The organism is Maribacter sedimenticola, assembly GCF_900188415.1.
Classification (GTDB): Bacteria; Bacteroidota; Bacteroidia; order Flavobacteriales; family Flavobacteriaceae; genus Maribacter; species Maribacter sedimenticola.
In genome coordinates this window covers 22,787-42,267 of record NZ_FZNV01000007.1, presented here as the reverse complement: position 1 = coordinate 42,267, position 19,481 = coordinate 22,787, and the positions used below count along the sequence as shown (strand labels likewise).

Genomic DNA, 19,481 nt, shown 5'->3' with positions numbered 1-19,481 from the left:
AAGGCTAATATTATTGTTTAAAAGCAATATACATGGACATTGCCGGAATATCAATAGTGCCCTTTATAATTTGTGAACCTTTAAGGTCAAAGGTACTACCGGACACCGCTTGCTGCCAAATTCCGTCTAGTTTATAATTTATTTTTTTGGCCGATGCATTATATACTACTAAAATAGTGTTCCAGTAATCACCATTGGCATTATTTTCCAGCGTAAAGGATACAAGTTGATGTCCTATTTGATGGAATTTTAAATGATCGCGTACCTCATTGGCATTTTTCATGGCAAATGCGGGATGTGCTTTACGTAGTTGAATAAGGTTTTTATAATATTCAAATACATCTTCAAATTCTTGTTTTCTGTCCCAATCCAATTGGTTGATGCTATCCGGAAGGTTATAGGAGTTATGTGCTCCTTTTTTGGTGCGCAACATTTCTGAACCGGCGTGTAAAAATGGAGTTCCTTGTGAAGTCAATACTATGGCATTTGCCAATTTGTCCATGGCAATAAGTTCGTCCATACCAGCCTTGGGCCTTGAAATTTTCAACTTATCAAAAAGTGTGTGGTTATCATGACAGGAAACGTAGTTTATTGATTGCCAAGGTGCAAGTGTGTAGGGGGCATCTGAATAATTGACCTTGGAATAATTAATCTGTGGATGTGAAATAGCCCCTACTATGCCAAATTTTATGGACTCTTCGGTATTTAAGGCACCGTTGACAAAACCTAAACTTTTATCATCAAAAACAGAACCTTTTAACGCATCACGTAGGTCGTCGTTAAATGCTGCAATGTGGGGCAATTGCTGCATATGCTTTTTTAAGGCTCTTTGCTCATAGGGTAATGGCGATTCTTTTGCTGTCCATCCTTCTCCATAAATAATAATATTAGGATTTATTTTTCTTGCTTCTTGAGCAATTTGGTTCATGGTTTCAATATCATGAATTCCCATAAGGTCAAATCTAAATCCGTCAATATGATATTCCTTGATCCAGAATTTTATGGAAGCCAACATGAATTTTCTCATCATTGCTCTTTCCGATGCTGTTTCGTTGCCACAAGCTGCTGCGTCTGCATAAGTGCCGTCTTGCCATTGACGATAATAGTAATCTGGAACTTCCAAATTAAAATTAGAGGTAGTGGTCTTGCCGGTGTGGTTGTAAACAACATCCATGATAACACCTATATTTTGATCATGAAAGTTTTTGACCATTTGTTTGAACTCGGCAATACGTACTTCTCCACGATAAGGGTCGGTTGAGAACGAACCTTCCGGTACATTGTAGTTATTAGGGTCATATCCCCAATTGTACTGTGGCTTATCTAATTGGCTTTCATCAATAGAATAGTGGTCAAAAGTGGGTAAAAGATGCACATGTGTAACACCCAATTCCTTAATATGGTCTAATCCCGTAGACCTGTTTTGTGGGTTTTTGGTGCCAATTTCCGTAGCACCGGTATAGGTACCACGGTTTGTTACACCAGACTGGGCCAGTATAGTAAGATCGCGCAAATGCATTTCATAAATTATGGCTTCATTGGGGTGGTTTAATTTAGGGCCTTGGTCCAATTCCCAATTTTTGGGGTTGGTGGTTTTTATATCCAAAATCATGGCCCTTTTTCCGTTGACGCCAACCGCTTGGGCATAAATTCCAGGGGTTTCCGCCAACCATGCTCCCTTTATTTTTACTTGGTAAGTATAGTATACGCCATCTAAATTTCCATTGATTTCTTTCTGCCAAATGCCATTGTTTCCGCTCAATAGTTGATGTTGTGATAATGCTTTGGAAGAGTTACCGCTCTTGTATAAGCGTAATATAACTTCTTGGGCAGTGGGTGACCAGATTTTAAAAAGGGTAGAACTGGGTGTATATTGAATCCAAAGATTTTCATTTACGGGGGTAGGATAGTCATTAAAATTGGTATAGGATGTTTTGTTATCGCAGGAGTTGAATAGCATAAAGCCCATTAGCATAAGTGTCGGTACAATAAATTTCATTTCATAGAATGTCAATACCCTAATATAAGAAGATTATTTTGGGTCGTAGTAGAGTAAGCATTTGCTAAATTTTTTGAAGATGAATGCGTCTTAAATGAAAAAACTCCGGTAATCAGCCGGAGTTTATTCATCAATCAAAAAACGAACAGTCATGATAAACTGTTGTTACCGTTAAAATTACAATTAATATGCCATATTACCAATTTAAGGAATATTTAACCTGTAATTTTTATAACTTAAATGTATTGAATTTTTAACCCAAATACGTTTTTAATATTTTACTTCTGGAAGTATGCTTTAATCTTCTGATCGCCTTTTCCTTAATTTGGCGCACACGTTCTCTTGTAAGGTCAAATGTTTCACCAATTTCCTCCAAAGTCATGGAATGTTGGCCGGCAAGACCAAAATACAAACGTATAACATCTGCCTCGCGTGGAGTCAATGTCTCTAAAGCACGTTCAATCTCGGTACGTAATGATTCGTGAAGCAATTCCCTATCTGGGTTAGGAGACTCACCACTACGAAGAACATCATAAAGGTTAGAATCTTCACCATCTATAAGTGGAGCATCCATAGAAACGTGCCTACCGGAATTTTTCAAGGATTGTTTAACATCCTCAACGGTCATATCCAATTCCTTTGCAATTTCTTCTGGAGAAGGCATTCTTTCGTGCGCTTGCTCTAGAAAGGCAAAAGTTTTGTTAATCTTATTAATCGAACCAATTTTGTTCAATGGCAAACGAACGATACGGGATTGTTCTGCCAAAGCTTGTAATATAGATTGACGGATCCACCATACGGCGTAGGAGATAAATTTAAATCCCCGCGTTTCGTCAAAACGCTGTGCAGCTTTAATTAACCCAAGGTTGCCCTCGTTAATCAAATCTGGTAAAGTAAGGCCTTGGTTTTGGTACTGTTTAGCAACTGAAACCACGAATCTGAGGTTGGCTTTTGTAAGTTTTTCAAGAGCGACCTGGTCGCCTGCCTTGATCTGTTGTGCCAACTCTACTTCTTCATCAGCGGTAATCAAGTCTACCTTTCCAATTTCTTGTAAGTACTTGTCCAAAGATGCGGTCTCCCTATTGGTGACCTGTTTTGTAATCTTAAGCTGTCTCATTAAAATAAATTAAGTTCAAATTGCATAGACTGCATATACTTATACGTAAAAAACTTATGAATGTTACAAAAGGGTAAAAAAAAATTGATTTTTCCGTTGAAATGCATAAAAAAAGCCCCAACATTAAATGTTAAGGCCTTTTTTTATAAACTTAAGAAGATTAATCCCTTCTTGGCTTTCTGTCACGATCGCGATTACGGTCGTTTCCACGGCGGTCATCTCTACGCTTATCGTCACGTGGCGGTCTTTCCTTAAAACCTTCCGGTTTTGGTAAAAGTGCTTTACGAGATACTTTTTCCTTTCTTGTTCTTGGGTCTATGCCAAAATATTTAACATCGAAAACATCGCCCATGTTAACAACATCGCTCACGTTTTCAGTTCTTTCCCAAGCCAATTCGGAAACATGAAGTAGTACTTCGTTGCCAGGAGCATCAATATACTCCACTACGGCACCAAAATCTAACATTTTAATGACTTTGACTTCGTATACGCTACCAACTTCTGGTTTGAACAACAAAGCATCAATTTTTGCCATTACGGCATTAATGCCTTCATTACCAACACCTAATATTTCCACGATACCTTCTTCGGTAACTGGATCTTCGTTGATAACGATCGTTGTTTCTGTTTCTTTTTGCATTTCCTGGATAACCTTTCCGCCTGGTCCGATCAATGCTCCAATGAATTCGTTAGGAATTCTTCTGGTAATCATTTTTGGTGAATGCTCTTTTACGTCAGCATTCGGTGCAGCGATGGTATCGGTCAATTTTTCCAAAATGTGTAAACGGCCATCCCTTGCTTGTTTTAATGCATTTACTAAAATTTCATAGGACAAACCTTTTACTTTGATATCCATTTGGCAAGCGGTAATTCCATCTGCGGTACCCGTAACTTTAAAATCCATATCTCCTAAATGATCTTCATCACCTAAGATATCTGAAAGAACCGCATATTTGCCGGTTGATGCATCGGATATCAATCCCATAGCAATACCGGAAACTGGTTTTTTCAATTGTACACCGGCATCCATTAATGCCATAGTTCCGGAACAAACCGTTGCCATAGAGGAAGAACCGTTAGATTCCAGCACTTCTGAAACAACTCTTACCGTGTATGGGCAATCTTCAGGAACCATACCTTTTAATGCACGTTGTGCCAAATTTCCGTGACCAACTTCCCTACGTGAAGTACCACGAATTGGTCTTGCTTCACCTGTTGAGAATGGAGGGAAATTATAATGAAGGTAAAAACGCTCTTCACCTTCTTGTGATGGCATGTCTATTTGGTTGGCATCTCTAGATGTTCCTAGTGTTACCGTTGCCAAAGCTTGGGTTTCTCCCCTGGTAAAGATTGCAGAACCGTGGGTTGATGGTAAGTAGTCCACCTCACACCAAATTGGTCTGATGTCAGTGGTCTTACGGCCATCTAAACGCAACCCTTCGTTTAATGTAAGGTCTCTTACGGCAGCTTTTTCCGCCTTATAGTAATATTTGGAAATCAACGAACCATAGTCTGCTTGTTCCTCTTCGGTAAAAGAAGCGGTGATTTCATCTTTTATCTCACTAAATGAAGCACTTCTTTCATGCTTTGCGGATCCGGCCTTTGCTACTGCATAAACCTTATCGTACGCCATATCATGAATTTTTTTGGCTAGCTCCTCATCTTCTCTTTCCGGCTCGTACTCACGTACTTCTTTTTTGCCAAAAGCTTCGGCCAATCTAATTTGTGCGGCACATTGTACTTTAATGGCCTCATGGGCAAATTTAATGGCTTCTGTCATTTCCTCTTCGGAAATTTCATCCATTTCACCTTCAACCATCATTACAGAATCGGCAGAAGCACCAATAACCATATCAATATCACACTCTGCCAATTGGGACAAAGAGGGGTTAATGATGAATTTTCCGTTAAGTCTACCTACCCTTACTTCAGAAATGGCACATTCAAACGGGAAATCTGAAAGTTGAATTGCTGCCGAAGCGGCTAGTCCTGCCATAGCATCTGGCATAACTTCCGGATCATGTGACATTAATTGGATCATTACCTGGGTCTCGGCATGATAATCCTTAGGAAAAAGTGGACGTAATACGCGATCTACTAAACGCATAGTCAATACTTCACCATCACTTGGTCTAGCTTCTCTTTTAAAGAAACCACCAGGGTAACGACCTGCGGCCGCAAATTTTTCACGGTAATCTACCGTAAGTGGAAGAAAGTCCACATCACTTTGTTTGTAATTGGAAACAACTGTACATAATAACATACATTTTCCAGATTGTACAACAACAGAACCATGGGCCTGCTTTGCCAATTTACCGGTTTCAATAGAGATTTCCCTACCGTCACCAAGGTCAATGACCTCTTTAAATACTTTTGGAATCATAAAATTCGATTAAAATCTGTGCATGACAGATTTGTTAAACAATGGTCTTTCCGACTTAATCTTCTCTGGTCGGAGTTGTTGTGTTGTTGTGTTGACCAATGAAAAACCGTGTGTAGCTTTTTGTGTTCGCCTTTACCAATGATAGGTGTAATCTCCCAAGGCACGGAGTAATCTTAAAAAAAGGGGATAGTTGCCTATCCCCTTTTGCATTATTATTTTCTAATACCAAGCTCTTTAATAAGCTCTCTGTATTTTACAATATCATTTTTGATCATATAATCAAGAAGACTTCTTCTCTTACCCACTAGTTTTACAAGTGAACGCTCAGTGTTGTAGTCTTTGTGATTTTTTTTCAAGTGACCGGTTAAATGGTTGATACGGTGAGTAAACAAAGCAATCTGTCCTTCCGTAGAGCCAGTGTTCTCTGCACTACCGCCGTATTTTTTAAAAATTTCGGCCTTTACTTCTTTAGATAAATACATTCCAATATTGTTTTAAATGATTTTTATGTATGTTGATTGATTTTCAATCAGGGCGCAAAGATACTCTTTTTTTGAAATCTGAGAACTTTTTAAAAAGAAAACATAGGATTACGCTTCTTTTCTTACCGGATTGTTTTGTATCAAATCTATATAAAGGTTAATTTTTCTTTTAAGGTCCTTTCTATGCGAGATAAAATCCAAGAACCCGTGCTCCAATAAAAACTCAGAGGACTGAAAGCCTTCGGGAAGTTCTTTCCCTGTAGTATCCTTGACAATACGTGGGCCTGCAAATCCGATCAATGCGCCCGGCTCTGCAATATTAATGTCGCCAAGCATGGCATATGATGCCGTTGTACCCCCTGTTGTTGGATCGGTACATAAGGAAATATACGGTAGTCCGGCTTCTGATAATTGGGCTAATTTGGCCGATGTCTTTGCTAGTTGCATTAATGAAAGCGCGGCTTCCATCATACGTGCACCACCAGATTTTGAAATCATCATAAAGGGTACCTTCTTTTTAATGGCATAATCTATACCTCTTGCAATTTTCTCTCCAACAACGCTACCCATTGATCCACCAATGAACTTAAAGTCCATACAGCAAACCACTAAATCTTTTCCTAGAGATTTGCCATATCCTGTTCTGACCGCATCCTTTAAGCCGGTTTTTTTCTGTGCCGCCTTTAAACGTTCCGCGTATTTTTTGGTATCCTCGAACTTTAATGGGTCCTTTGAGGTCAATTTGGCGTCAAGCTCGGTAAATTTGTTGTTGTCAAATAAGATTTCAAAATATTCCTTACTACCAATCCTTACATGGTAATCATCTTCTGGACTTACGTAAAAATTTTTGGCCAAATCTTCTGACTCCACAATTTTACCTGTGGGAGATTTGTACCACAGGCCTTTTGGTGTGTCTTTCTTCTCTTCCGTAGAAGTCTGTATTCCTTTTTCCTTTCTCTTAAACCAAGCCGTCATATCATCCATTTATAAGTTACCTTAATGTTGGTTATAGCGTATTAACGTTATTTAAATCTTCAAACGCTTTCTTTAAACGCTCTACAAAGGTAATTTCCCCTTTTCTTAACCAAACTCTTGGATCATAGAATTTTTTATTTGGCTCGTCCGCACCTTTAGGGTTACCGATCTGTGCCTGTAAGTATTCGTTGTTATCTTGAACATAGTCACGAACACCTGCTAAAAATGCATATTGCAAATCTGTATCTATATTCATCTTAATAACACCATAGCTAATACCTTCCCTTATTTCCTCTACGGTAGAACCGGAACCACCATGGAAAACAAAGTCAATATGGTTATGTCCTACATTGTATTTTTTAGATATAAACTCTTGTGAATTCAAAAGGATTTTTGGGGTCAACTTTACGTTACCAGGCTTATATACGCCATGAACGTTTCCAAAAGCTGCTGCTATGGTGAATTTTGGACTGACCTTTGAAAGTTCTTCATAGGCGTAAGCTACTTCTTCCGGTTGTGTATAAAGTTTGGAATCATCAACATCTGAATTGTCGACACCATCTTCTTCACCGCCTGTGATACCTAATTCAATTTCCAAGGTCATTCCCATTTTGCTCATGCGCTCCAAATATCCTTTACAGATTTCTATGTTCTCTTCCAATGGTTCTTCTGAAAGGTCTATCATGTGTGAGCTGAAAAGTGATTTTCCGGTTTCTGCATAATGCTTTTCACTGGCATCCAATAGTCCGTCTATCCAAGGCAATAATTTTTTGGCACAGTGATCCGTATGTAGGATTACTACAGCACCATAAGCTTCTGCCAATTGGTGTACATGCTTTGCTCCGGCAATTGCACCTTGTATAGCTGCTTTTTGGCCTTCGTTAGAAAGTCCCTTGCCAGCGTTGAACTGTGCTCCACCATTGGAGAATTGTATAATTACGGGAGAATTTAAGGTTGCTGCGGTTTCCAGAACGGCATTAATGGTGTTTGAACCAATAACGTTAACGGCTGGCAAAGCAAAACCCTTTTCCTTTGCGTAATTGAATATTGCTTGAACTTCGTCTCCGGTAGCTACTCCCGGTTTGATATTGTGAGCCATAATTGAGTGGTCTTTTAGTTTCTTAAAAAATGAAAAACAAAAGTAATAAAACAATTATATTTAAAAGGGATAGTTAATGCCTATTTGTAAAACGGCATTGGCAAAATTGTAATCTTTGAACCATCTTTCTGACTGTATTTCAGCAGGGTTATAGGTTTTAAAGCCTAAATCCAAACGGAACAGGAAATATGTAAAATCATAACGTAAGCCAAGGCCCGTGCCCAGTGCAATGTCCTTTAACGATGCAAAACTGTCAAAAGTGGCATTGGAATCCTCTACATTGTCAAATACGTTCCAGATATTTCCCGCATCCGCAAAAATAGCACCATTGATATCGCCTACAATAGGAAACCTATATTCTAGGTTTAGCGCCAATTTTAGATTGGCCTCGTTAAAATCATTGACTGCCGAAACACTTCCTGGACCTAGGGAATAGGGGAACCAAGCACGGTTATCATTAGATCCACCTGCAAAATAACTTCGTACAAAAGGAATGTTGTCAGAATTTCCGTAGGGTATGGCAATGCCGAAAAATGCCCTAGTGGCCAAAACGTTGGAGCGGGAGAGGTCCCAATATTTAACATATTCGAACTCATTCTTGATATATTGTGAAAACGGCACGCCAAATACCAATAATTGCTCATCGTCATTTTTGTTGAAAGGAATAAAGTTCGAAAAGGCGGACAGCAGATTGCCGGCACTTTCTAGTTTCCACCTAAATTGATAAAAACTATTATCCACAATACCCTCCCTATTGGTTTTGTTAAAGGTGTAGTTGGTAGCAAAGATGAGGTTGTTGTCCGTTAATCTTTTTCTTCTTTCCTCTAGCCTAGTGACATCGTTAAAGTCCGTTGTTGAGGTGGCAATGATTCCGTTTTCCACAGCATCGATAAAACCTGTCGTTCCTGATGGGATGATTAATGTGGGGTCATCCGGGTCAGAGTCAGATTCAAAAAATTCTGCCAGTTCAGGTTCGGTTTCATATCTATCTGCAATATCGTCCAAACGTTCAAAGGTATTTCGGTATACATTGAAAAACCTATTGCTGTTCACATTTCTAACAAATTGTATATTAAGTAATTCTACATTATGGTTAACAAAATCACTGGGGACCCAATTGTAACCCAATACATTGTTGAACGTCTGTTTGTCAAGACCTATATTGTTCTGAAAACTGGTGCCAATGGCAATACGGGTCTTTGGCAGGGTATAATTGGGAATTAATTTGGACGTATTGATAAAGGGAAACCAGATACGTGGAAAATCTAACGTAATATCGCCCCCAAATTCTGAAAAATAGTTGGCTTCAAAAGTATTGTTACTTAATAAGCCATAAGCACCATCTGCAGAGATACTTAAATTTTCTGCCCCTTTAAAAATATTCCGTATAAGTAAGGTGGTTCCAAGCCCCACACCTAATCTTCTCAGGTTAGATCTGCTTACTTCAAAATTGGTTCCCAGTGAATATTTGGGTTTGGGTGCCAAATAAATATTGGTATTTACTTTATTTCCCAGACTATCCGCTTCAAAAATAATATTGGGATACTTAAATATGTTTAAGGCATTGAGTTGTCTTGAGGTGCGTATTTTATCAACATCACGGTAAATACTGTCCTTTTTAAAAAATATGGCATTGGCCAATGTTTTTGGCTTAATGTCAAAATTGGGGGAGTAGTGGATGGTATAGTCCCCATACTCAATAATGTTGATGGAATCTAAAGTTGAAGTCGATAAATAATCAGTGTAAATATTAATTTTGTTGATCTTTTCTACCTTGTAGGCAGATGTAGTCACTTCATTTTCGCCTCTTATTTTTAGATCGCCTATGTTAAGGGTAATGTTCATTTTCTGGTCATCCGCAGATTTAACGGTGTCCCTAACAATATCAAATGTTATGGAGCTTTCCTGAAAGTTGCGTATACCACTGTTTCTGAATATTCCGGTTAGTCGCTCCCGTTCCATATTAAAATTGGCCAAATCAAACTGTTGACCCTCTTTGACCAATGAATTAGCGGAATTTAAAAAATAAAGCGAATCAATTGCCGTAGAAGAAATATCGTTGGAAAGCGAGTCTATTATATAGGGTTCCCCAAGGGATACTTGATAATTGACCTTGGCTTTTCTTTTGTTTTTGGTGGTATCGATTACATAGCTGGTATTATTTGTAAAATACCCTTTACCTTGGTAATAGGCGCTAAGCCTCGCAAGGCTCAGGCGTGTTCTTGTGGTGTCCAGTATTGTTGGTGCTTCACCTATATCCTTTAGCCATTCGCTTAAGCCTTTGACCAGAAAGGATTCTCCCAAACGGTTTACTTGCTTGGTGGACAAGAGTTTTTCTAGTCTTTTTTTTCTATTTTCCTTATTATTTAACCATGCATTGTACGATGAATCTGGGTTTTCTTTGGCGAGATTGTATAAATTAAGTCGCAGAGGGTAGCCTAAAACTGTAGAATTTGGTTTTTGGTATATGAGACTTTCCAGTTCTTCATTATTAATTTTTACAGAATCTGCATAAATTAGGTTTTTGGTCACCAAATATTCATCTTCCTCTACTTTTTTAAGTGAGTTGCAGGATAGCAAGACTATTGCCAGTAGGGATAATAAGCTTAATTTAGCCATGTTGTTTTTGGAGCAAAGTGCCGTCCTCATAGAAATCAAAAATACATTATTTGTATGGTTGTCAAAAGTGAATTGAAACTTATCAAAAGTCTACAGCAAAAAAAGTACCGAAATGAACACGGGCTGTTTGTTATTGAAGGAAAAAAGTCCGTTGAGGAATTGGTGGGCTCTAATTTTAAATGCTACGGAATTTTTGCAACGGCACCCAATGAGCTTAACTTGGGAGACAGTAGGGTCAATTTAATTTCTGCAAAAGAATTGGCACTGATCAGTAGTTTAAAGAACCCCAATGGGTATTTAGGGGTTTTTCACATCCCAAAAAAAGAAATGGATATTCTGTCTGACTGGATTATGGTGTTAGATGGCGTACAGGATCCGGGTAACTTAGGGACTATCATACGTTTGTGCGATTGGTTTGGGGTAACGGATATAGTCTGTTCGTTGGATACCGTGGATTGCTACAATGCCAAGGTTCTACAGGCCACTATGGGATCTATTGCCAGGGTTAACGTACATTATGTAGATTTGGATTCCTTTTTAAGATCAACAGACCTGCCCGTTTATGGCACTTTTATGGATGGGTCCAATATCAATACCTATTCATTGCCTAAAAAAGGAATTATGGTCATGGGAAACGAAGGCAAGGGTATTTCAAGTAGAGTTACTGAATTGTGTACAGACAAAATAGCCATACCGCAATTTGGTAACCAAACTACGGAAAGTTTAAATGTAGCTTCCGCAACGGCAATTTTATTACATGAAATAAGAAAGTAGTGGGGTGTAAACCATTACTTTTTTTTTGACTTTTACTAATTTCAAATGTCTATTCGAAGGTAAAATTGATGAAGATGCCGCGAGTTTTCATGGATTCAATATTTCCCGTCCACGGGCTGTTGGGGTCAAGGTCCGGTACCAGTTCATCGGTTATGGCAAATACGCCACGGATAGATGGGGTGAATTTAAAGTATTCCAAATAAAAATCAATACCAAAACCTAGTTCGTAATTGTAGACCCATTTTTTCATTCTAAAGGTACCAGAGCTATTATCGTCCAAACTTTCTTCGTTGCTACCAAGGTTTAAGCTTCTAGAGCCCCCGCCAATAACAAAAGGTTTCCAGTTTCCAAATCTTTTGGCGCTCGCCTTTAATAGGATAGGAAAATTGATGTAAGTTGATTTTACTTCCCTAATGGCATCGCGTTCCTCGTCAAATCCCGGAAAACCCAACAATCTAGAACCATAATGAAGTCCGGGTTCAAAACGCAAGTCCAAATGATCGTTCAAACGCATTTCTCCTATAAGTCCCACGTTGAAACCAAAACTTTTGCTAACTAGAATATCAGGTGCATTTTCTTTGTATTCAAACTTAAAGTCATATTGGTTCAATCCTAGGAAATAGCCCCAGTTCAAGAACTTTTTGTCTTCGTTCTGCTTGTTTAGTATAGGGTTTTCGTTAAATTGGGCACTTAACGAAGTTGTTGTCATCAATACCAATACGGGTATAAAAAACCATATCTTCATATATCCTGGTTTACGATTGTAAAGCAATTAATTCATAAAGCAAATTTTAATTTCCTTAAGCGGACTTTTTTGCAATATAGATAGATGCCACCCCAAATGTTTGAGGTTTGTTCGTTACATCTATAAACCCAATTTCCCGTAAAATATTGTTGAACTTTTCACCATGTGGAAAAACCGAGGCAGATTCACTTAAATAACCGTAAGCGGAATTGTCCTTGGAGAAAAGTTTTCCTATTAATGGAAGAATGTTTTTGGTGTAAAAACGGTACCCTTGTTTATATGGGGTTTTGGTGGGTACGGAGGTTTCCAGGATAACCAAGGTTCCATTTGGCTTTAAAACACGTAGTATTTCGGCCATTCCTGTGGTTAAGGTCTCAAAATTACGCACCCCAAAAGATACGGTAACGGCGTCAAAAGTATTGTCTTCAAAACTTAGGTTTTCACTATCGCCAACGACCATCTCAATAGTATGGTCCAAATCTTTATTTTTTACTTTCTCTTTTCCAACGGAGAGCATACCGGGAGATATATCTAAGCCAACTATTCGTTTAGCCCCTGTATCGACTAGGGCTATGGCCAAATCTCCTGTACCGGTGGCAATGTCCAAAATAGATTTTGGCTGTTCTTTTTTTAATAGTTCAACCACTTTTTTTCGCCATTTAATATCTATACCAAAAGAGATTACACGATTTAAGCCATCATAATTTGTAGAAATGGTATCGAACATCTTGGTGACCTGTTCTTTTTTGCCAAGCTCAGAATCTTTGTAAGGTGTAACTTTTTGTGACATCGCAAATTTTTTCACAAAGATACAATATACCACATGCTTAATTCTAATTTTATGGTCAGGGTTGCACCATGTTAGGTTAAAGAACTGAAAATAAATAATAAACTAATTAAATTATGTAATTTTGCCCCATAATAATTGCTACGATTATCAAGATAGTTTTACCATTGTTCATAGGTAAAGAAGTAACTTCTAGTAATATCTTGATGTTTAGCGGTCTAACAATATAAATGAAGATTATAATTGCTGGTGCTGGAGAGGTTGGCTTTCATTTGGCCAAATTACTTTCCTATGAATCACAGGATATAACCTTGATCGATAGTCAAAAGGAAAGTCTTGCATATGCGGACAATCATTTGGATATACGGGTTTTAAAAGGCGATGCAACCTCTATTGAAGTATTGCGTGATGCCCAGGTTCAGGATTCTGATCTAGTTATTGCGGTAACTTCCTCTGAAACAACGAACTTAACGTTGTGCATGTTGGCAAAACAATTAGGTTGTAAACGTACCATTGCCAGGATTTCCAATACAGAATTTATAAAGCACAAAGACCTTTTAAGGTTTTCTGATCTAGGGATCGATGAATTGATTTCCCCTGAGGCATTAGCTGCTACTGAAATACAATTGTTGCTGAACAAATCCGCTTTTAACGATACTTATGAGTTTGAGGAAGGGGAGTTGATCATGGTAGGGGTTTCCTTAATAAAATCAGCCCCGTTCGTGGGTAAAATGGTAAAGGAAGCCGCAAATATTTTTCCTGAACTTCATTTTATGCCCATTGCCCTGCAACGTACGGGTACACAATACACGGTAATTCCCAGAGGAGATACCTTGTTCAAGGAAGGTGACCAGGTATACTTTATAACGGTTAAGGAAGGTGTTGATGAATTATATAAACTTACAGGAAAGAAAAAGGCCGAAATAAAGAATGTAATGATATTGGGTGGCAGTAAGGTAGGATACAAAACTGCCCGCGATCTATGTGCCAATAAATTCAATGTTAAGTTAATTGAAAAGAACAAGGAAAAGGCATTTGACCTGGCAGATGAATTGCCCAACGCGCTAATCATCAACGGGGATGGTAGAAATGTTGAATTATTGGAGGAGGAAAGTTTAGAATCCATGGATGCGTTTATTGCCGTAACCGGTAATTCCGAAACCAATATCATGTCTTGCCTGGTGGCGAAGTCTAAACATATAAAAAAGACCATTGCCTTGGTAGAGAATATGGATTATTTTCAGCTTTCGCACTCTATTGGTATAGATACGTTGATCAATAAAAAATTATTGGCGGCCAACAATATTTTTAGGCATATTAGAAAAGGTGAGGTCGTAGCTTTAATGCGCTTGAACAATTTAAATGCAGAACTGTTGGAATTTATCGTCAAAAGAAATTCCAAGGTTACCGGATCTATTATTAGGGACTTGGATTTTCCTAAGGCAGCTACCATAGGTGGAGTTGTAAGGGATGGAGTTGGCCATATTGCCCTAGGTGGATTCAAGATCAAGGAAGGTGACAGGGTCGTAGTATGTTGTTTGCCATCAGAGATTCCTAAAATAGAACGAATGTTCCTTTAGTATGCAGCTTAATCTAAGAATCATATTCCATTTAATGGGACTCCTTTTACTCTGTAATGGGGGGTTTATGCTTTTGGCCGCGGTGATCAGTGGTTTTTATAAGGACGGTGCTACATTAAGTATAACCTTGGCTTCCATTACAACAATGTTTGTAGGCGTTTTTGCCATGTATTATACAAGGGGTCATAAAAAAGAAGTAAAGCAAAAAGAAGGATATATTATAGTAACTTTTGGTTGGATCGTGATGTCCATTTCCGGTATGTTGCCCTACCTGTTTAGCGGGGCTATACCAGATATCACCAATGCTTTTTTTGAGACCGTTAGCGGGTATACTACTACGGGAGCTTCCATAATGGACGATATTGAAGCCATGCCGGAAGGTATTTTGTTCTGGCGAAGTTTAACCCATTGGATAGGTGGTATGGGAATTATTGTATTGGCCATAGCAATATTGCCTCTATTGGGAATAGGCGGTATGCAGCTTTTTTCCGCAGAAGCACCTGGGCCAAGCGGGGATAAATTGCACCCTAGGATTACCGATACGGCCAAACGTTTATGGTTGATCTATTTTGGATATACCATAGCGGAAACCATACTTTTGCAAGTAGCCGGAATGTCTTTTTTCGATGCTATAAACCATGCTATGGCTACACTGTCCACAGGTGGTTTCTCCACTAAAAATGCTAGTCTTGCCCATTGGAACGATCAGCCCTTAATACAATATATCGTTATCTTCTTTATGTTTTTGGCGGGAAGTAATTTTGTATTGAGCTATTTTGCTTTTAAAGGAAGGTTTCAGAAAGTCTTCAAAGATGAAGAGTTTAGATATTATGCCGGTTTTGTTCTGGTCTTTACACTAATTGTCGCAGTCGTAATTTATTATAAGGCTAACATAACGGATATGACACCGGGGTATCCTATGGTTTTAGGAAATGCTGAAAGTGCTTTTAGACATGCACTTTTTCAAATTGTATCGGTGATAACCACTACTGGTTTTGTTAGTGCGGATTTTACACAATGGACACCATTTTTGACCGTATTCTTTTTTGGCCTATTTTTTTTAGGAGGGTCCGCAGGTTCTACCGCTGGGGGCATTAAGGTAATGAGGCATCTGCTTATTATAAAGAATGGTGTGTTGGAATTTAAACGAACCTTACATACCAATGCCATAATTCCCGTTCGTTATAACAATAAAACGGTCAAGGAAAAAATTGTCTATAACATCATTGGTTTTTTTGTGCTTTATATGTTGTTGTTTATCATAGGCGCCCTAGTATTAGGTTTTATAGGGTTGGATTTTGAATCTGCCATAGGCGGTTCCGCATCTTCGTTGGGCAATGTAGGTCCTGCCCTAGGTAGTTTAAATCCTGTCAGTAACTTTAATGGCTTGCCGGTATTGGCCAAATGGTGGTGCGGATTTTTAATGTTGGCCGGCAGGTTGGAATTATTTACCGTATTAATTCTCTTAACGCCTTATTTTTGGAAGAATACCTAATTGAATTTGGGCAATAAAAAAGTCCCTTCGTTAGAAGAGACTTTTATTTACGAATAAGTAAGCGGTAATTTTATTTTAACGCTTCCTTAATTCTTGACATTGCATCTTTAATTTCCTTTACTGAGGCGGCGTAAGATATACGAATACAATTTCCATTGCCAAATGCATCGCCTGTAACGGTGGCAACATTGGCAGCCTCTAAAATATACATGGAAAAATCAGAAGCGTTATTTATTGTTGTACCATTGAATGTCTTGCCAAAAAAGGAAGTTACATCTGGGTATACATAGAACGCCCCTTCAGGCTCATTGCATTTAAAACCTTCAATATCGTTCAATAGGTCCAATATTAATTTGCGACGTTCCTTGAACTCATCTACCATATACTGAATACGGTCTGGAGATTCTTCCAATGCTGTAATTACCGCACGTTGTGCAATACAGTTTGATCCACTGGTAACTTGGCCCTGTAGTTTGTTGGTAGCTCTGGCAATATAAGCTGGTGCACCAATATATCCTATTCGCCATCCGGTCATAGCAAATGCCTTTGCAACACCATTTACGGTTACAGTGCGATCGTACATGTCCTCAAACTCTGCCATAGAAGCATGTTTTGTGACACCATAATTAATATGTTCGTAAATTTCATCACTTACCACTATGATTTGCGGGTGTTTTTGTAACACATCGGCCAAGGCACGTAACTCCTCTTTACTATATATAGAGCCGCTAGGATTACAAGGTGAGCTATACCAAAGCATCCTGGTTTTAGGCGTTATGGCCGCTTCCAACTGCTGTGCGGTCATCTTAAAATCGTTCTCTAAAGTTGTAGGAACTTCCACGGGGACCCCATCTGCCAGTTTTACAATATCACTATAACTTACCCAATATGGACAAGGTAAAATAACTTCGTCACCAGGGTTCAAGATTACCTGGGCTACATTGTACAATGATTGTTTTGCACCTGCGGAAACAACAATTTGTGCAGGGTCATAAGTAAGGTTATTATCTCTTTTGAATTTAGTGATAATTGCCTTTTTTAAATCTACATACCCATCTACTGGAGAGTATGAGTTGTAGTTGTCGTTGATGGCCTGTATAGCCGCCTCCTTAATATAATCAGGAGTATTAAAATCCGGTTCGCCTAAACTTAAGCCAATAATATCTTTTCCAGCAGCTCTTAATTCACGGGCCTTTGCAGCCATTTCTAAAGTAGCTGACGGTGTAACACTGTTAATCCTATCCGAAAGTTGATTGCTCATAGGTACTTTAAATTTCTAATATTGTAATGAAGGCTCCTTGCCTAATTCCTTTAAATGTTTAAAGTGCGAAATTATAGCTTTTCTGGTAGTTTTATACTCGTGGTATGGCAAATTAAACTCCTGTGCGGTCTGTTTCACAATTTTGGAAATTTTTGTGTAATGTACATGACTGATATTTGGAAAGATATGGTGCTCTACTTGATGGTTCAAGCCACCGGTAAACCAGTTTACGATCTTGTTCTTAGTTCCAAAATTGACCGTAGTAAACAATTGGTGAATGGCCCAAGTGTTTTTCATTGTTCCGGATTGATCTGGTAACGGAGTGTCCGCATCATCTACAATATGTGCAAGTTGAAAAACTACACTCAGGATAACACCCGCTACATAATGCATTAGAAAAAAGCCGATCAATATTTTCCACCAAGCAATATCCAATATTAGCATAGGAATAACGATCCAAATAGTAATGTATAAAATTTTGGTAATGATCAATGTACTCCAATTTAATGTGGCGCTCGGTAGTTTTCCATATGATAATTTACGTTTCATATACCGGTACATTTGCTGAAAATCTGTAGTAATGGCCCAATTGAAGGTCAATAGGCCGTATAGGAAAACAGAGTAAAAATGTTGAAATCTATGGTGTTTTTTCCATTCGGCATGTTTGGAAAAACGTAATATTCTACCAGCTTCCATATCTTCATCATGTTCATGGATATTGGTATAGGTATGGTGTAGTACATTATGCTGTACTTGCCAATTGTAAACATTACCGGCCAATATGTAAATACTGCTGCCCATTAGTTTATTTACCCATTTTTTATTGGAGTATGCGCCATGGTTGCCATCGTGCATTACGTTCATGCCTACACCTGCCATACCAATTCCCATTACTATTGTTAAAAGTAAATTGGCCCAAGTGGGCAAGCCTAATGTCAATATTAAAAAATAGGGTGCAAGGAAAAGGGTGAACATTACTACCGTTTTAAGGTGTAATTTCCAGTTTCCTGTTTTTTTCAACTTATTGGTTTTAAAATAATCGTTTACTCTGCTGTTCAAGGTCTTGAAGAACTTTGCAGAATCCGTTCTTGAGAAACGTATGGTTTTTTGTTCCATAATGGGGTAATATTAATTTTTTATAACTTAAATGAATGTATAATAGTTTGATAGCTTAATTAAAAGCGAAATCTTTGCAAAAGTGAATATACTAATAAAATCTATTTACAAAGATACGGATGACTGTTGAAACCATATTTGAATATTTTCCCAATTTATCGGAAAACCAAAAAGAACAATTTAAGAAGTTAGAAGAATTATATAAGGATTGGAATCAAAAGATTAACGTGGTATCCAGAAAAGATATCGATGAATTATATCTTAGACATGTCTTACATTCTTTGGCTATTGCAAAATTCACTTCGTTCAATAATGGAGCTTCAATATTGGATGTGGGTACTGGAGGTGGTTTTCCTGGTATACCTTTAGCCATTTTATTTCCTGAAGTTCATTTTACCTTGGTAGATTCCATAGGAAAAAAAATAAAGGTGGTCAATGAGGTTGTTGAAGGTTTGCAGTTGACCAATGTTACTACCGTTAACAAGCGTGTAGAGGAAATACCTGGGCAATTTGATTTTATCGTGAGTAGGGCGGTTGCCGCTATGCCTACCTTTGTACATTGGGTCAAAGGAAAAATAAAAAAAGAGTCCGTACATGAAATCCGTAATGGAATACTGTATTTAAAGGGAGGTGATTTGTTAGAGGAACTTAAGGATTACAAGACGGCCAAAATTTATGATTTGACGGATTATTTTAAGGAAGATTTTTTTGAAACTAAAAAAATGGTGTATCTCCCCTTAAAATTTAAGGGGTAGTATACATTGTGTTTCAATATTTACAGGCTAAAGGCTTGGTAGTAAGCTCTTCTGTATTTTTGAACAAATAGTTTTACAGCGTTCCAAGTTGCAATATGGAAACTAGCTTTTTTAACAATCTTTGTTGAAGTTTTCATAGCAGACTAAATTTAAGGTGAACTTGAATTTCGTAAATTTACCTCTAATTTACAATTAATTAACGTTAAATTTACATTGATATTGTGTTTATCATTAATGCGCTTATATGTATATAGACCTTCGCCGTTTTAAACTATTCACTTATTATGATTTTTG

General features: G+C 38.1%; 15 protein-coding genes. 4 read left to right on the top strand and 11 right to left on the bottom strand.

Annotation, left to right across the window (positions count from 1 at the left end; translation table 11 throughout):
* Positions 1-10: 10 nt before the first annotated feature.
* The 7 genes from pulA to tamL form a co-directional block, all read right to left on the bottom strand.
* On the bottom strand, positions 11-1,999 hold the full coding sequence (pulA, locus tag CHB68_RS15495; RefSeq protein ID WP_089262296.1) for a type I pullulanase: 1,989 nt from the start codon (positions 1,997-1,999) through the stop codon (positions 11-13).
* Between the two features lie 253 nt (positions 2,000-2,252).
* On the bottom strand, positions 2,253-3,116 hold the full coding sequence (locus tag CHB68_RS15490) for a sigma-70 family RNA polymerase sigma factor (protein ID WP_089262294.1): 864 nt from the start codon (positions 3,114-3,116) through the stop codon (positions 2,253-2,255).
* 160 nt (positions 3,117-3,276) lie between these two features.
* Entirely contained in the window at positions 3,277-5,499 is a 2,223-nt protein-coding gene (locus tag CHB68_RS15485; protein WP_089262292.1) for a polyribonucleotide nucleotidyltransferase, read from the bottom strand.
* Positions 5,500-5,711: 212 nt separating this feature from the next.
* On the bottom strand, positions 5,712-5,981 hold the full coding sequence (gene rpsO, locus CHB68_RS15480) for a 30S ribosomal protein S15 (RefSeq protein WP_058106043.1): 270 nt from the start codon (positions 5,979-5,981) through the stop codon (positions 5,712-5,714).
* Between the two features lie 108 nt (positions 5,982-6,089).
* Entirely contained in the window at positions 6,090-6,956 is an 867-nt protein-coding gene (gene accD, locus CHB68_RS15475) for an acetyl-CoA carboxylase, carboxyltransferase subunit beta (protein ID WP_089262479.1), read from the bottom strand.
* Positions 6,957-6,987: 31 nt separating this feature from the next.
* The gene (gene fbaA / locus CHB68_RS15470; RefSeq protein ID WP_089262290.1) at positions 6,988-8,055 is read right to left on the bottom strand and encodes a class II fructose-bisphosphate aldolase; all 1,068 of its coding nucleotides are present in this window, start codon (positions 8,053-8,055) and stop codon (positions 6,988-6,990) included.
* A 60-nt stretch (positions 8,056-8,115) separates the two neighbouring features.
* Positions 8,116-10,674 (bottom strand): translocation and assembly module lipoprotein TamL, encoded by a 2,559-nt coding sequence (gene tamL / locus CHB68_RS15465; RefSeq protein ID WP_245838964.1) that lies wholly within the window; start codon positions 10,672-10,674, stop codon positions 8,116-8,118.
* A 54-nt stretch (positions 10,675-10,728) separates the two neighbouring features.
* Here tamL and CHB68_RS15460 point away from each other — a divergent pair, with 54 nt between their 5' ends.
* On the top strand, positions 10,729-11,448 hold the full coding sequence (locus CHB68_RS15460) for a TrmH family RNA methyltransferase (protein WP_089262286.1): 720 nt from the start codon (positions 10,729-10,731) through the stop codon (positions 11,446-11,448).
* Positions 11,449-11,497: 49 nt separating this feature from the next.
* On the opposite strand, the gene porT is transcribed toward CHB68_RS15460, so the two are convergent.
* Complete coding sequence (gene porT, locus CHB68_RS15455) at positions 11,498-12,193, bottom strand: type IX secretion/gliding motility protein PorT/SprT (protein WP_089262282.1); 696 nt, start codon at positions 12,191-12,193, stop codon at positions 11,498-11,500.
* A 55-nt stretch (positions 12,194-12,248) separates the two neighbouring features.
* Complete coding sequence (ubiE, locus tag CHB68_RS15450) at positions 12,249-12,983, bottom strand: bifunctional demethylmenaquinone methyltransferase/2-methoxy-6-polyprenyl-1,4-benzoquinol methylase UbiE (protein WP_089262279.1); 735 nt, start codon at positions 12,981-12,983, stop codon at positions 12,249-12,251.
* 227 nt (positions 12,984-13,210) lie between these two features.
* Between ubiE and trkA the strand changes: the two genes are divergently transcribed.
* On the top strand, positions 13,211-14,560 hold the full coding sequence (gene trkA, locus CHB68_RS15445) for a Trk system potassium transporter TrkA (protein ID WP_089262277.1): 1,350 nt from the start codon (positions 13,211-13,213) through the stop codon (positions 14,558-14,560).
* A gap of 1 nt (position 14,561) precedes the next feature.
* On the top strand, positions 14,562-16,055 hold the full coding sequence (locus CHB68_RS15440; RefSeq protein ID WP_089262275.1) for a TrkH family potassium uptake protein: 1,494 nt from the start codon (positions 14,562-14,564) through the stop codon (positions 16,053-16,055).
* A gap of 70 nt (positions 16,056-16,125) precedes the next feature.
* On the opposite strand, the gene CHB68_RS15435 is transcribed toward CHB68_RS15440, so the two are convergent.
* Both CHB68_RS15435 and CHB68_RS15430 read right to left on the bottom strand, forming a co-directional pair.
* On the bottom strand, positions 16,126-17,316 hold the full coding sequence (locus CHB68_RS15435; protein WP_089262273.1) for a pyridoxal phosphate-dependent aminotransferase: 1,191 nt from the start codon (positions 17,314-17,316) through the stop codon (positions 16,126-16,128).
* A 15-nt stretch (positions 17,317-17,331) separates the two neighbouring features.
* Positions 17,332-18,432, bottom strand: a complete 1,101-nt coding sequence (locus CHB68_RS15430) for a fatty acid desaturase family protein (RefSeq protein ID WP_089262271.1) — start codon at positions 18,430-18,432, stop codon at positions 17,332-17,334.
* 119 nt (positions 18,433-18,551) lie between these two features.
* Here CHB68_RS15430 and rsmG point away from each other — a divergent pair, with 119 nt between their 5' ends.
* Positions 18,552-19,187 carry a 16S rRNA (guanine(527)-N(7))-methyltransferase RsmG gene (gene rsmG, locus CHB68_RS15425; RefSeq protein ID WP_089262269.1) on the top strand — a complete coding sequence of 212 codons (636 nt, stop codon included), beginning with the start codon at positions 18,552-18,554 and terminating at the stop codon, positions 19,185-19,187.
* Positions 19,188-19,481: the final 294 nt, after the last annotated feature.